Below are 13,638 nucleotides of genomic sequence, written 5' to 3'. Positions count from 1 at the left end.
ATCAAATTGGGCACGTCCGGTCTGGCACGATCTTCAGAAATTATCTATAACCGCCCCAACACGCCAGCGGTCGGCGTGAATTTCATCCTAGCGCCGAACATGGAATGATATCCACGTACGGACAGCGGAAATGGCCGTACCCGCATCCCATATCGCGCATCCCATGCGCTTCGGGCGTTCGTACGTCAGGTTTTGGCGATCAAACGGAACGGGGTATCCAGTGTCCAAATCCCTTGACAGTTTCAATTGTCGATCGACGCTTTCGGTCAACGGCAAAGACTATGTTTATTTCAGCCTGCCGAAGGCGGAAGCGAACGGCCTTCCTGGCGTTTCGAAGCTGCCCTATTCGATGAAGGTTCTTCTCGAGAACCTGCTGCGCTTCGAAGATGGCCAGTCGGTCACCAAGGAACAGATCCTGTCGGTCGCCGAATGGTTGAACAACAAGGGCCTGGCCGAGGCTGAAATCGCCTATCGCCCCGCCCGCGTCCTGATGCAGGACTTTACCGGCGTTCCTGCCGTCGTCGATCTCGCGGCCATGCGTGACGGCATCAAGGCGCTCGGCGGCGATCCGGAAAAGATCAACCCGCTCGTTCCCGTCGACCTCGTCATCGACCACTCTGTTATCGTCGACGAATTCGGCACTCCGACGGCCTTTGCCCGCAACGTCGAGCTGGAATACCAGCGCAACGGCGAGCGCTACCGCTTCCTGAAGTGGGGCCAGCAGGCGTTCAAGAACTTCCGCGTCGTTCCTCCGGGCACCGGCATCTGTCACCAGGTGAACTTCGAATATCTCGGCCAGACGGTGTGGACCAACGAGGAAGACGGCGAGACCGTCGCCTATCCCGACACCTGCGTCGGCACTGATTCGCATACCACGATGATTAACGGCCTGGGCGTTCTCGGCTGGGGCGTCGGCGGGATCGAAGCGGAAGCCTCGATGCTCGGCCAGCCGGTTTCCATGCTGCTGCCTGAAGTCATCGGCTTCAAGCTGACCGGCAAGCTCAAGGAAGGCGTCACCGCGACCGACCTTGTTCTGACCGTCGTGCAGATGCTGCGCAAGAAGGGCGTCGTTTCGAAATTCGTCGAATTCTTCGGCCCGGGCATGGACAACATGCCGGTTGCCGACCGTGCCACCATCGGCAACATGGGTCCGGAATATGGCGCGACCTGCGGCTTCTTCCCGGTCGATGCCGAAACCGTCAATTACCTCAACATGTCCGGCCGCACCAAGGACCGCATCGCGCTCGTCGAAGCCTATTCGAAGGCTCAAGGCATGTGGCGCGACAATGACGGCGCCGACCTCGTCTTCACCGACACGCTGGAACTCGATCTCAACGATGTAGTGCCGTCGATGGCCGGCCCGAAGCGTCCGGAAGGCCGTATCCCGCTGGAAAACATCGCCTCCGGTTTCGCCGGCTCGATGGACACCGAGTACAAGAAGCCCGGCCAGCTTTCCAACCGTTATGCGGTTGAAGGCACTGACTTCGATCTCGGCCATGGCGACGTGGCAATTGCCGCCATCACGTCCTGCACCAACACGTCGAACCCGAGCGTCCTGATCGCGGCCGGCCTGCTGGCCCGCAACGCCGTTGCCAAGGGCCTGAAGTCCGCGCCTTGGGTCAAGACCTCGCTTGCTCCGGGATCCCAGGTCGTCGGCGAATATCTCGCCAAGTCCGGCCTGCAGACTTCGCTGGATGCGCTCGGCTTCAACCTCGTCGGCTTTGGCTGCACGACCTGCATCGGCAATTCCGGCCCGCTGCCGGCGCCGATCTCCAAGACGATCAACGACAAGGGCCTGATCGTTTCGGGCGTGCTGTCGGGCAACCGCAACTTCGAAGGCCGCATCTCGCCGGACGTGCAGGCCAACTACCTCGCTTCGCCGCCGCTCGTCGTTGCCTACGCACTCGCCGGTACGGTGCAGAAGGACCTGACCACGGAGCCACTCGGCATCGGCAGCGACGGCAACCCGGTCTACCTCAAGGACGTCTGGCCGACCTCTGCCGAAGTGCAGGAGTTCATCCAGAAATACGTCACCCGCGAACTGTTCGAATCGAAATATGCCGACGTCTTCAAGGGCGATGAAAACTGGCAGGCCGTGCAGATCCCGGACGGCGACACCTATGCCTGGGACGACAAGTCGACCTATGTGCAGAACCCGCCTTACTTCGTCGGCATGGGCAAGACCGGCTCGGGCCTGAAGAACATCAAGGGTGCCCGCGTCCTCGGCCTGTTCGGCGACAAGATCACCACCGACCACATTTCCCCGGCCGGTTCGATCAAGGCAGCCTCCCCGGCTGGAGCCTACCTCACCGAAAACGGCGTCGCAGTCGCAGACTTCAACCAGTACGGCACGCGTCGCGGCAACCATGAAGTCATGATGCGCGGCACCTTCGCCAACATCCGCATCCGCAACCACATGCTCGGCCCGAACGGCAAGGAAGGTGGCTACACCATCCACTATCCGTCGAAGGAAGAGATGTCGATCTACGACGCGGCCATGCAGTACAAGGACGAGGGCGTTCCGCTCGTCATCTTCGCCGGTGTCGAATACGGCAACGGTTCGTCGCGTGACTGGGCCGCCAAGGGCACCAACCTGCTCGGCGTCAAGGCCGTGATCGCCCAGTCTTTCGAGCGTATCCATCGCTCGAACCTGGTCGGCATGGGCGTCGTTCCCTTCGTCTTCGAAGAGGGCACGACGTGGGCTTCGCTGAACCTGAAGGGTGACGAAATCGTCGAGATCGACGGTCTCGAAGGCGACATCAAGCCGCGCGAATGGAAGATCGCCAAGATCACCTACGGCGATGGCACCGTGAAGGAAATCAACATCCTTTGCCGCATCGATACGCTGGACGAGGTCATCTACATGAACAATGGCGGCATCCTGCAGACCGTTCTGCGCGACCTCGCCGCCTGATCCATACCGGATTGAAAAGCACGAAGCCGGGACTTGAAAAAGTCCCGGCTTTTGCATGAATGGACCGTTCTTCCGATGCCGCGTTTCTCACTCCAACGTGACTTTCTGTTGAAGTGTGACCGGCGTATGTAGGATCACCAAAAGCAAACAAGCCCGCCGATTGAAATGGAAATTCCGATGTCCGGATCACGCCCCGTTCGCAGCATCCTGCTCGCCCTTGGCTTTGGCCTGGTGGCGCTGCCTGTCGCTGCCGGCGAACAGCGGGGTGTCGTGGAACTGTTCACCAGCCAGGGTTGCTCGTCCTGTCCACCGGCCGACGCGGCGCTGAAATCGCTGATCGACGAGGGCAAGGTCGTGGCGCTCGCTTATCACGTCGATTACTGGAACTATCTCGGCTGGGCGGATACGCTGGCGACAAAAGACAATACCGCGCGCCAATATGCCTATGCCAAGATGCTCGGCCGCAATGGCGTTTACACGCCTCAGGCCGTGCTCAACGGCCGCGACCATATCAATGGCGCAGACCTGAAGGGCATCAACGGCAAACTCGAAGCGATGAACCTCGCCGGCAAGGGTCTTGACGTTCCGGTCGATGCCTCCGTGCGCAAGGACGAGATCGATATCAGGATCGGCGGCGGTGAAGGCAAGGCCAATGTCGTGGTCGTCTATTTCAATCGCCAGCAGCTCGTCGACGTCAAGAAGGGCGAGAACGGCGGCCGCAAGATTTCCTACTGGCATGCGGTTCGCGACATCCAGACGATCGGCATGTGGGACGGCAAGCCCGCGAGCTTCGTGCTGCCGGCCTCTGTCCTGAATGAAGGTGAAAACGGCGGCTGCGCCGTCCTGCTGCAGAAGATGAAGGACGACGAAACCCCAGGGCCGATCCTGGGAGCGACCACCGTGATGGCGAGCGCCGCCGCCAACTGACACACGGTTTCTGGTTCGGCCCGGCAGCATCGAGGGGCTGGGGCTGAGGGTTCGAAGATGCCGGACCGAACCGGCCATGTTCAGCGACAACGGGGCGTTGCCGCTTTCATGGCATAGGGAGTGACCGCGCCAGAACAGGCGCATTGGCCAGACACTCCCGCTGCGACCCTCGTTGAACGATGATGGCGTTCGACGAGTAGCACAGGCCGACGAGAGGGATGATGCCCCAAGGTCGGCGGCCGGGAGTGTCGATTCGAATTGGGGCACGGTTTGGGCTGAAATGCGGCAGGCGGAAAAAAGTCGGCCAGCCGCCTGTCTGGTTGCGGCTTGCATTTCGATAAAGGTCAGGCACACTGTAACGGTCCTGTCACAAAACCAAGGCCGGAGTACAGATGACCGATCAGCCGGATTTGCCGCGAGGCGAGGCCCGTTCCGAGAGGCAACAGACGTCCAATGTGGTTGTCCACCTGCAAGACTATCGCAGCAGCAGCGGCAACCAGGAGCAACTCCCCGTCACCTTCCACCGCAGGGAACTCGACCTGATCCTCAGGGTCTACGGCCGCATGGTCGGCGAAGGGGAATGGCGCGACTACGCCATGGATCACCTGCGGGAAAAGGCCGTGTTTTCGGTGTTCAAACGCTCCGGCGAAATGCCGCTGTTCCGCATCGAAAAGAACCCGAAGCTGGCGGCCAAACAGGGCGCCTACAGCGTCATCAACACCCATGGCACGATCCTGAAGCGCGGGCACGACCTGCAGCAGGTGCTGAAAGTGTTCGACAAGATGCTGAAGCTCATCGACACCTGAGCTTACGCTTCACTTGCGATAGAGCATATCCGGATAGACATCCGGCTGCGGATCGGTCGTCGTACCCTCGCCCAGCGCGAGCTGCATGATGATCGTATCGAGCCAGCGGCCGTGCTTGAAGCCGGTGCCCTTCATCAAGCCACCGTGTTCGAAACCGGCCGCCCGATGCACCGCGACAGACGCCGGATGCGCACCGCCGATGACGGCCACCATCTGGCGAAAGCCGAGCGCCGTGCAGCGGCGGATAAGTTCGGCCAGCAAAGCCTTGCCGACCCCCTGCCCCCGTGCTTCCGGCGCCAGGTAGATCGAATCCTCAACGATGAACCGATAGGCCGTGCGGGTGCGGAAGGCCGAGGCATAGGCGTAGCCAAGCAGCGTCCCTTCGTGATCGACGGCGGCGATATAAGGGTAACCGTTGCCAATAATGGTCGAGAAGCGTTCCGCCATCTCCGCATCGCCGGGCGGCGTCATCTCGTAGGAGGCAACGCCGTTCAAGACGGAATCCTGATAGATCACGGTGATGGCCGGGATGTCGGAAAGGGTTGCGTCACGGAGAGTGATGGACATGGCAGACATCGCAAGAGGAAACAATCAGCATCACTGTTTTGCACTGACAAAGCGTGCGAGCAAGACGTGAAAAGTGCTCGCGACGGTGTTACTACATGCACGGCAACATAACCGCCCCTTTGGACAATGCCATCTCAACAAGGTTCGTGATGAATTTCGCCTTCGAAATAGCTGCTGTCTCAGAACGCAGCAAAGGCTATCGCGTTATCACAGAGACAAGCGGAAAATTGAAGGTCGTGTTCGGGCCGGATCATTTTTTTCGCTTTAACGAAATTCTCCTCGTGGAGTTCGCTCTCTACTGTTTCATATGGCACCGCGAATATGAGAGTGAACCAAATACTGCCTTCTCCTATGCGTCAATGGACGAAGAAGAAGAGCCCTTGCTGGCATTCATTTTGCAGCCCAACGGCATGCGGACGGCGCAATCGTGCTGGTCGGAATTCAGCGTTCCTGATATTTCGAACGACGCGCTTTCAAAAGCTGTGCTGGAAATTTTGTCAGCTTTTCAAACTTTTACAAAATCCGCTTTTGCACGAGACCTTGAAAGCCTTGCCTCCGAACTCTGGCGTTAAACGCAATCAGTCATTCGAAAAGACGCGCAACAAAAAAGGCGGCCGAAGCCGCCTTTTCCGATTCTGTCCGTTCCGGATTATTCCTTGTTTCCGAGGAAACGCAGCATGAACAGGAACAGGTTGATGAAGTCGAGGTAGAGCGTCAGGGCGCCCATGATGGCCATGCGGCCAACAGCTTCGCTACCAGCGGCTTCCGAGTACATTTCCTTGATCTTCTGAGTGTCATAGGCGGTCAGGCCTGCGAAGATCAGAACACCGATCACCGAGATCGCAAATTCCAGGGCAGACGAGCCGAGGAAGATGTTGACGATCGAGGCGATGATCAGGCCGAACAGACCCATCATCAGGAACGAGCCCATGCCCGACAGGTCACGCTTGGTGGTGTAGCCGAAGAGCGAGAGAGCGCCGAACGAAGCCGCCGTGATGAAGAACGTCTGCGTGATGCTCTGGCCGGTATAGACCAGGAAGATCGACGACAGCGACAGGCCCATCAGGCCGGCATAGACCCAGAAGGTCGTCTGCGCGGCGGAAACGCTCATCGAGTTGATGCGGAAGCTCAGGAAGAAGACCATGGCCAGCGGGGCAAGCATGATCACCCACTTCAGCGGGCTCACGTAGATCGCCTGACCGAAGGCGGTCAACTGGCCATCCGCGAAAGCGAACTGGAAAGCGGCGAATGCGGCAATACCCGTGATCGCCAGACCGAGAGCCATCAGGTTGTACACCCGAAGCATATAGGTGCGCAGACCCTCGTCGATGACGGCACCCGCCTGCGCGCCTACGGGCGACATCCGGGTTTGGTAGTTTCTAGGATCAGACATTTTTTCCTCTTAATAAGCCCCGGTTGCGTTTACGGTGTCGGGCGGCAAGGGCGCATCCTCTTGAAGGTGCCAGCCACTTGACCCAGGCGCCGCTGCGGGGCTCCAGCATGCCTGAAGAGAATATGATGTTGAAATATGACTTACACAAGACCGCGACGCCGCTGAATCGCATGAAAACCCGCCGTAGCGGGGTTTCAGGGGTTAGCGTTAACGGTTAACTGCCGCCTCACAGTTCCCGCAGCACGGGTGCGGCCTTCTGCCCGAGCACCCTCCACGTGCCGGCCAGACCGAAGCCGACGGTGACGACAAGGGCGACAGCCATCGTGCCGAGCGCCACGTCCGGCAAGAAGGACGAGGGCAAGGTCATGATCCTGTTCACCACGAACCAGGCCGCGACCCCGCCGGCAAACAGGGCGAAGATCGCCGTCGATGCCCCGAGAATGGCATATTCGTAGCAGAAGGCGCGGATCAGGGTGGCGCGGGTGGCGCCCAATGTTTTCAGCACCACCGCATCATGGGTTCGCGCCCGGTTGCCGGCGGCAAGCGCGCCGGCCAGCACCAACACCGAGGCAATGAGCGCCACGGCGGCGGCGGCGCGGATGGCCGTCGCGAGTTGGCCGACCAGCACGTTGATGATATCGAGCGCATCCTTGACGCGGACGCTGGTGATGGTCGGATAGGCATTGGTCACAGCCTTCAAGGCGGCCGCCTCCTGCTCCGCCGTCGCCTTGGGATCGATGACGGTGGCAAGCCAGGCATGCGGCGCACCGGCAAAGGTGTTCGGCGAAAAGACCATGACGAAATTGATCGACAGCGATTCCCACTCGACCTTGCGGAAATTGGAGATCCGCGCGGTGACGTTGCGGCCGAGCACGTTGACCGTAACGGTATCGCCGATCTTCAGGCCGAGTTCGCCGGCCTCTTCCGCCGAGAACGAAACCAGCGGTTCGCCGGCATAGTCGGGCGCCCACCACTCGCCTTCCGTCAGCGAGGAGTTTTCCGGCCGGTTCTTGGCATAGGTGATGCCGCGATCGCCGCGCAACACCCATTGGCCAGCCGGCGGAACATTCATCTTCGTCACATCCTGCCCGTTGAAGGCGAGGATACGGCCACGCAGCATCGGCACTTCGATGACCTTGCCATCCGGCAGGTTCTTGTTCAGCAGAGCCCGAAAGCCTTCGACTTCAGTACCCTGGATATCGACGAAGAAGAAGTTCGGCGCACGCTCGGGCAGGTTGCCGGTGAGTTCGCGCCGGAGATTGCCGTCGATCAGGGCGAGCGTCACCAGAAGGGCGAGACCGAGACCCAGCGACAGAACGACGGACGGCGTCAGCGCGCCGGGACGATGAATGTTGCCGATGGCAAGCCGCAGTGCCGGCGAATTGACCCGCGGCGCGCGGCGCGCCAGCATCGCGACGAGAATGGCGACGCCACGTAGCACGACGAAGGAAAACGCGATGGCACCGAGGAAGGTGAGCGAGATCGTCCGGTCATAGGCCGTCAGGATGGCAAGCCCGGCAAGTGCTGCAAGGCAAAGCGTGGCGGCCACGAGGTACGGCCAGGACGGCAGGCGGGCGCGCTCGAAACCCTGCTCGCGGAACAGCGCCGTTGCCGGAACCTCGCGGGCACGGCCGAGCGGCAGGATAGCGAAAGCCAGAGCCGTCAGCAGGCCGAACAGGGCGGCAAGCCCCAGGGCGCCGGGATAGATCTGGAACGCGGTGGAGACTGGGAGAACGCCGGACAGGAACTGCGCGGCGATGAACGGAATGAGCGCACCGAGAACCAGCCCGATGGCGATGCCGATCAACGCGATCAGCAGGATCTGCATGAGGTAGATCGTCGTCACCATCGAAGCCGGCGCGCCGACGCATTTGAACGTGGCGATGACGCCGCGCTTGGAATCGAGATAGGAGCGCACCGCATTGGCGACACCGACACCGCCGACGATCAGCGCGGTCAGGCCGACAAGTGTGAGAAATTGCGAGAAGCGGGTGATGTTGGCCGTCAGCGCCGGGGCGGCATTCTGGCTGGTGCGGATCGACCAGCCGGCCTGGGGAAACTTTTCCTCCGCCTGCCGGCGCAGCGCCGGAACGCTGGTGGGGTCGGCCACCTTCACCTTGTAGACATGCTCGACGAGGCTGCCGGTCTGGACGAGGCCGGATGCGGTCAACGCCTCTTCTGACACCAGAAGACGTGGCGCAAAGCCGAAACCTTCGGACAGGGCATCCGGCTCCCGCTTGATTATGCCGGCCACGCGAATACGCGCCTTGCCGAGCAGGATTTCATCGCCGGCCTTGATGCCGAGACGTTCCAGCAACAGTAGTGCTGCCAGCGCGTTGTAGACGTCTCCGTCCTTGGCGATCATATCGGCGAGCGGCGCTGCCGGTTCGCTTTCCAGCGTGCCATAGAGCGGGTAGACGCCATCGACGGCCTTGAGTTCCACCAGCGCCTGGTTGGAGCCATCCGGCAGACGCGCCATCGAGCGCAGGCCGGAGGAAACGGCGACCGTTCCCATGCTCTCGACGAAGGCCTTTTCCTCATCGGTCGCGACGCGATTGTTGAGTTCGAAGCGGATATCAGCCGCCAGCAGTTCGCGGCCCTGGCTGGCGATCGAACCGGTGATCGACTGCGACAGCGAATTGACCCCGGCGATCGCCGCCGTGCCGAGCGCCACGCAGGCAAGGAAAATATAGAAACCTTTCAGCCCGCCGCGCATTTCGCGCAGCGCCAGACGAAGGGCGAGATTGAGGCGAAGACCGCGAGCGGCGGCGACGCTCATGCGGAAACCGCCTGCGAACGCGGAGAGGACTGGGTCTCGCCCGCTGAGACAATCTCGCCGGAACGCACCCGAACCTGCCGCGAGCAGCGGGCGGCGAGCGACGCATCATGCGTCACCAGGATGAGCGTCATGTCGCGCTCGGCCTGCTTGGAGAAGATCAGGTCCGCGACCTGCCGGCCGGTTTCCGCATCGAGATTGCCGGTTGGCTCGTCGGCAATCAGGAGCTTCGGCGAGGGCGCAAGCGCACGGGCGATGGCAACGCGCTGCTGCTCACCGCCGGACAACTGGCCCGGATAGTGCGACAGCCGCTCGCCGAGACCCACGGAAACGAGTTCCTTGCGGGCGATCTCGAAGGCATTGGGAACATTGGCCAGTTCGAGCGGTACGGCGACGTTTTCAAGCGCCGTCATGTTGGGAATGAGATGGAAGGATTGAAAGACGATGCCGATATTGCGGCCACGAAATTCGGCAACGCGATCCTCGCTCAGACCATGCAGAGGCGTGCCGTCGATGACGATTTCACCGCTATCCAGCCGCTCGAGGCCAGCGAGCACCATGAGAAGCGTCGACTTGCCGGAGCCCGATGGCCCCACGATCCCGACCGATTCTCCGGCACCGATGGTCAGATCCATTCCCTTCAGCACATGAACGGAAGCGGCGGCCTGGCCGAGAGTCAGATCCGCATTTTTCAGGTCGATCATGGTTTTTGCCAAAGGAAATTACCCTATATGTAAAATATCGAAATGGCCGGACAGGCTGACTTTTACCGATTTAAGGGCGCGGATATGCGATTAAAAGGTTTCCATACATTTTTGTTGGCGATCACGACAATTGTGATGACGGCAACCGCAGGTGCCTGCGCGACGCTGAACATTGTCGGCTTCGGCGACAGCCTGATGGCCGGTTACCAGTTGCCACCGGAAGACGCTTTTCCCGCTCGTCTCGAAAAAGCCCTGCGTGAAAAGGGCCATGACGTGATGATCAGCAATGCCGGCGTTTCCGGAGACACGACCTCGGGCGGCCTGGCGCGCATAGACTGGTCGGTACCGGATGGCACCAAGGGTGTCATTCTGGAACTCGGCGCCAATGACGCCTTGCGGGGGATCGCACCGGAGGAAAGCCGCAAGAACCTGGTGGCGATGATCGAAAAGCTCAAGTCACGCGGCATCGCCGTGCTTCTGGTCGGGATCATGGCGCCGCCGAACATGGGCGATGAGTATGCCGGTCGCTTCAACCCGATCTATCCGGAATTGGCCAAGACCTATGGCCTCGAGCTCTACCCTTTCTTCCTCGACGGAGTGGTCGGGGCAGCAGGTACCCAGCTGGAAGACGCCATGCATCCGAACGGCACCGGCGTCGGCGTGATGGTCGACCGGTTCCTGCCTGTTGCCGAACGGTTCATCGGCTCGCTTTCGACGGGAGGTTAACTGTCCGAGAAAAAATCGCTTGTTCAGAGACTGTTAATGGCATTGGATAAATATTGCAGGTGCGAAATTGTAATTGCGTGCAGACGCCGGTCATGATTCGCTGAGGCATCTGCCAAGAGATTCGGGGAGCTCGACATGCCGAGACTTTTCACCGCCCTCGAGATACCGCGTAATGCCGCGATGAGCCTTTCATTGTTGCGTGGTGGTCTACCCGGTGCCCGCTGGATCGATGTGGAGAATTACCACATCACTCTCCGCTTCATCGGCGATGTCGACAACCGGACCGCAGACGAGATCGTCGATCAGCTCGACCGGATCGAACGGCCGGAATTCCAGCTGCAACTCACCGGCACCGGCGCCTTCGGATCGAAGAAGCCCCATTCCGTCTGGGCCGGGGTCAGCAACCCGCCGGAGCTCTATGCTCTTCAGGCCGAAATCGAACGGATCTGCCAGCGGCTGCGTCTTCCGGCCGATCCGCGCAAGTTTACTCCGCATGTGACACTTGCCCGGCTGCGGTCCTCGCGTGTCGAGGATGTGGTGCGCTATCTCTCGGGGCGCGGCGGCTTCTACACCAATCCCTTCACGGTCTCGCGCTTCGTGCTCCTGTCGTCACGCGATTCCGTCGGCGGCGGCCCCTATGTCACCGAAGAGGTCTTCCCGCTCTACGAAAGCCGCTCCAGCCTGCCGATGAGCGACGAGCACCCCTCCGACAGCAGGTGGTAGACGGTTTCAAAGCCCTCCGGCCCCTCGTAATAGGGATCGGGAATATCCCGGTCCTGCCCGAGCGTGAAGTCGAGAAACAAATGCGCCTTGCCGGCTGATCCGGCTGGCGCGAGAGCCTTGAGATTGGCGAGATTGCTACTATCCATGGCGAGAATCAGGTCGAAATCCTCGAAATCGTTGGCATGAACCTTGCGGCCGCGCTGGCCGGCAATGTCGATACCGTGACGTCTTGCGACCGCTATGGAGCGCCGGTCGGGCGGATCGCCGATATGCCAGCTGCCGGTTCCGGCGGAATCGACCTCGATCGGACGATCTTGCGCCTGATATCGAAGTATCCCTTCCGCAAGCGGCGAGCGGCAGATATTGCCGAGACAGACGAACAGAATTCTGACAGGTTTCATGCTATCCAGATGGTTCAGACAAGAACCCTGAACCTATCCGCCGCTGCCGCGTTGTGAAACCGCAATCTCGGCACCGGCCAAAATAGCGAGGGAACACCATGAAACAGGAAAAACTGAGCCCGGAAACGATTGGCGAAAACCTTCACAAGATGGAGGGCTGGGTCCTGGCCGACGATGGCCTGTCGATCTGGAAGGCCTTCCGCTTCAAGACATTCGTCGATGCCTTCGGTTTCATGACGGAATGCGCGCTCTCGGCGGAAAAGCTCAATCATCACCCGGAATGGTTCAACGTCTACAACAAGGTGGATGTGACGCTCACCACCCATGATTCCAAGGGCCTGACCGAACTGGACTTCAAGCTGGCGGCAAAGATGGACCATGCGGCGGCAGGGCGCATGCCCGATCATCTGAAATAGCACTGTTTGAAATACGGCGACCGCTCCCCATATGATTTTGCATGAGAGACGGGACAAACAAGATGGATGACGTCAAGGTCGGCGAAATTCTGCTGCCCGGCGAGGAGAGCGAGCAGGAGGCGAAGGCCCGCAAGGTGCAGCGCCGCTTCTGGCCAACACTGAAGCGCGCCATGCGCCAGGTGCCGTTCAGCCGCGACCTCGTCGCTGCCTATTACTGCGCCATGGACCCGACGACGCCGATGCGCACACGCGGCATCCTGCTCGGCGCACTCGCCTATTTCGTCCTGCCACTGGATTTCATTCCAGACGTGCTGGCCATGGTTGGCTTTTCCGACGATATCGCCGTGCTGACGGCGGCCTTTGCTGCGATCAGCGGCCAGATCAAGGAAGACCATTACGTCAAGGCCGATGCGGCGCTGCAGGGCGAAGCCCCGGAAAGCACGGGCTAACCAGCGCTTTCCACTCCGTTCTTTTCCAGCAGCGTCTTCAGCTTGCCGAAGGCGAGGCGGATGCGCGACTTGACCGTGCCGAGCGGCAATCCTGTGGCCGCCGAAATCTCTGAATGCGACTGGCCGAAAAAGAAGGCCATGCGGATCAGGGTGACCTGCTCCGCCGGCAGCGTCGACAGGGCCGCGCGGACAATCTGCTCGCGATCCTCGTTTTCCAGCACATCATCAGGCGCTGGCGGGGCGGTCGGGAGAAGCAGTGGTTCGTTGGCGTCGAGTTCGTCATTACGCCGCCTGCGTGACGCGTCGATGCGGCGATTGCGGGCAATGCGGAACAACCAAGTGGAGAGCGAGGATTTTTCCGGGCTGTAGAGATGGGCCTTCTGCCACAGGATGACCATGACCTCCTGGACCAATTCCTCGGCCTCGGTCGCACCGGCATTCTGGCGCATGAGAAAGGATTTCAGCCGGGGAGCAAAGAAATCGAAGAGTTCAGCGAAAGCTGCCTTGTCACGATTCTTTGCGACGGCCGCGGCGAGGTCTGCGAAATGCTGTCTCGCATCAACATCCATTCCGCTCTTGATGGCCTCCCAGTCCAATTTCACGCTATTTCACAACAGGTACAGCGCTCTTGTCAAAGGTCAAACTCTTGCCTGATTCTTTGTGACATAAACGAATATCGAGCACGTTTTGATGAATTGGGCAAATGCTCATCAATCGAGCAGTTCGACAAGGCATACCAGCGGTTTCTTGCGGGACCACTTAGGGGTTTTCGTTCAGTTTCGAATTCGAACAGGTTCACCTTCAGGTTCTTGCTCGCAAGTCTGAAACCAGGGCAG

14 protein-coding genes are annotated in these 13,638 nt (G+C 60.3%); 8 read left to right on the top strand and 6 right to left on the bottom strand.

Translation table 11 applies throughout. The features are described 5' to 3' along the window. The first annotated feature begins 220 nt into the window (after nucleotides 1–220). The 3 genes from acnA to ASG68_RS24800 all read left to right on the top strand — a co-directional run bounded on the left by acnA (nucleotide 221) and on the right by ASG68_RS24800 (nucleotide 4,647). On the top strand, nucleotides 221–2,914 hold the full coding sequence (acnA, locus tag ASG68_RS24810; RefSeq protein ID WP_062601737.1) for an aconitate hydratase AcnA: 2,694 nt from the start codon (nucleotides 221–223) through the stop codon (nucleotides 2,912–2,914). Nucleotides 2,915–3,091: 177 nt separating this feature from the next. Continuing rightward, nucleotides 3,092–3,841 carry a DUF1223 domain-containing protein gene (locus tag ASG68_RS24805; protein ID WP_062586427.1) on the top strand — a complete coding sequence of 250 codons (750 nt, stop codon included), beginning with the start codon at nucleotides 3,092–3,094 and terminating at the stop codon, nucleotides 3,839–3,841. Nucleotides 3,842–4,233: 392 nt separating this feature from the next. Further along, entirely contained in the window at nucleotides 4,234–4,647 is a 414-nt protein-coding gene (locus ASG68_RS24800) for a DUF2794 domain-containing protein (protein WP_062586425.1), read from the top strand. A 9-nt stretch (nucleotides 4,648–4,656) separates the two neighbouring features. On the opposite strand, the gene ASG68_RS24795 is transcribed toward ASG68_RS24800, so the two are convergent. After that, on the bottom strand, nucleotides 4,657–5,214 hold the full coding sequence (locus tag ASG68_RS24795) for a GNAT family N-acetyltransferase (protein ID WP_062586549.1): 558 nt from the start codon (nucleotides 5,212–5,214) through the stop codon (nucleotides 4,657–4,659). 95 nt (nucleotides 5,215–5,309) lie between these two features. Here ASG68_RS24795 and ASG68_RS24790 point away from each other — a divergent pair, with 95 nt between their 5' ends. Further along, nucleotides 5,310–5,786 (top strand): hypothetical protein, encoded by a 477-nt coding sequence (locus ASG68_RS24790; protein ID WP_062586422.1) that lies wholly within the window; start codon nucleotides 5,310–5,312, stop codon nucleotides 5,784–5,786. A 77-nt stretch (nucleotides 5,787–5,863) separates the two neighbouring features. On the opposite strand, the gene ASG68_RS24785 is transcribed toward ASG68_RS24790, so the two are convergent. The 3 genes from ASG68_RS24785 to ASG68_RS24775 all read right to left on the bottom strand — a co-directional run bounded on the left by ASG68_RS24785 (nucleotide 5,864) and on the right by ASG68_RS24775 (nucleotide 10,099). Continuing rightward, nucleotides 5,864–6,607: a Bax inhibitor-1/YccA family protein gene (locus tag ASG68_RS24785; RefSeq protein WP_062586420.1), complete on the bottom strand. Its 744-nt coding sequence runs from the start codon at nucleotides 6,605–6,607 to the stop codon at nucleotides 5,864–5,866. A gap of 226 nt (nucleotides 6,608–6,833) precedes the next feature. After that, nucleotides 6,834–9,386, bottom strand: coding sequence for an ABC transporter permease (locus ASG68_RS24780; protein ID WP_062586418.1), 2,553 nt, complete (start codon nucleotides 9,384–9,386; stop codon nucleotides 6,834–6,836). Then, complete coding sequence (locus ASG68_RS24775; RefSeq protein ID WP_062586416.1) at nucleotides 9,383–10,099, bottom strand: ABC transporter ATP-binding protein; 717 nt, start codon at nucleotides 10,097–10,099, stop codon at nucleotides 9,383–9,385. The genes ASG68_RS24780 and ASG68_RS24775 overlap by 4 nt, the downstream gene beginning before the upstream one ends. A 72-nt stretch (nucleotides 10,100–10,171) precedes the next feature. On the opposite strand from ASG68_RS24775, the gene ASG68_RS24770 reads away from it, so the two are divergent. After that, entirely contained in the window at nucleotides 10,172–10,813 is a 642-nt protein-coding gene (locus ASG68_RS24770; protein ID WP_062586547.1) for an arylesterase, read from the top strand. A gap of 135 nt (nucleotides 10,814–10,948) precedes the next feature. Further along, nucleotides 10,949–11,536 carry an RNA 2',3'-cyclic phosphodiesterase gene (gene thpR / locus ASG68_RS24765; RefSeq protein WP_062586414.1) on the top strand — a complete coding sequence of 196 codons (588 nt, stop codon included), beginning with the start codon at nucleotides 10,949–10,951 and terminating at the stop codon, nucleotides 11,534–11,536. Here the strand turns inward: thpR and ASG68_RS24760 are convergent. After that, nucleotides 11,476–11,937 (bottom strand): low molecular weight protein-tyrosine-phosphatase, encoded by a 462-nt coding sequence (locus ASG68_RS24760; protein WP_062586412.1) that lies wholly within the window; start codon nucleotides 11,935–11,937, stop codon nucleotides 11,476–11,478. The two genes, thpR and ASG68_RS24760, sit on opposite strands and share 61 nt — an antisense overlap. Nucleotides 11,938–12,035: 98 nt before the next feature. On the opposite strand from ASG68_RS24760, the gene ASG68_RS24755 reads away from it, so the two are divergent. Together ASG68_RS24755 and ASG68_RS24750 are read left to right on the top strand one after the other, a co-directional pair. After that, on the top strand, nucleotides 12,036–12,353 hold the full coding sequence (locus ASG68_RS24755) for a 4a-hydroxytetrahydrobiopterin dehydratase (protein ID WP_062586410.1): 318 nt from the start codon (nucleotides 12,036–12,038) through the stop codon (nucleotides 12,351–12,353). Between the two features lie 62 nt (nucleotides 12,354–12,415). After that, nucleotides 12,416–12,802 carry a YkvA family protein gene (locus ASG68_RS24750; protein ID WP_062586408.1) on the top strand — a complete coding sequence of 129 codons (387 nt, stop codon included), beginning with the start codon at nucleotides 12,416–12,418 and terminating at the stop codon, nucleotides 12,800–12,802. On the opposite strand, the gene ASG68_RS24745 is transcribed toward ASG68_RS24750, so the two are convergent. Further along, entirely contained in the window at nucleotides 12,799–13,371 is a 573-nt protein-coding gene (locus ASG68_RS24745) for a sigma-70 family RNA polymerase sigma factor (RefSeq protein WP_062586545.1), read from the bottom strand. The two genes, ASG68_RS24750 and ASG68_RS24745, sit on opposite strands and share 4 nt — an antisense overlap. Nucleotides 13,372–13,638: the final 267 nt, after the last annotated feature.

This window comes from Rhizobium sp. Leaf453 (assembly GCF_001425605.1).
Classification (GTDB): domain Bacteria; phylum Pseudomonadota; class Alphaproteobacteria; order Rhizobiales; family Rhizobiaceae; genus Pararhizobium.
The sequence above is the reverse complement of the archived record's forward strand: the minus strand, read 5'-3'. Positions and strand labels throughout refer to the sequence as shown.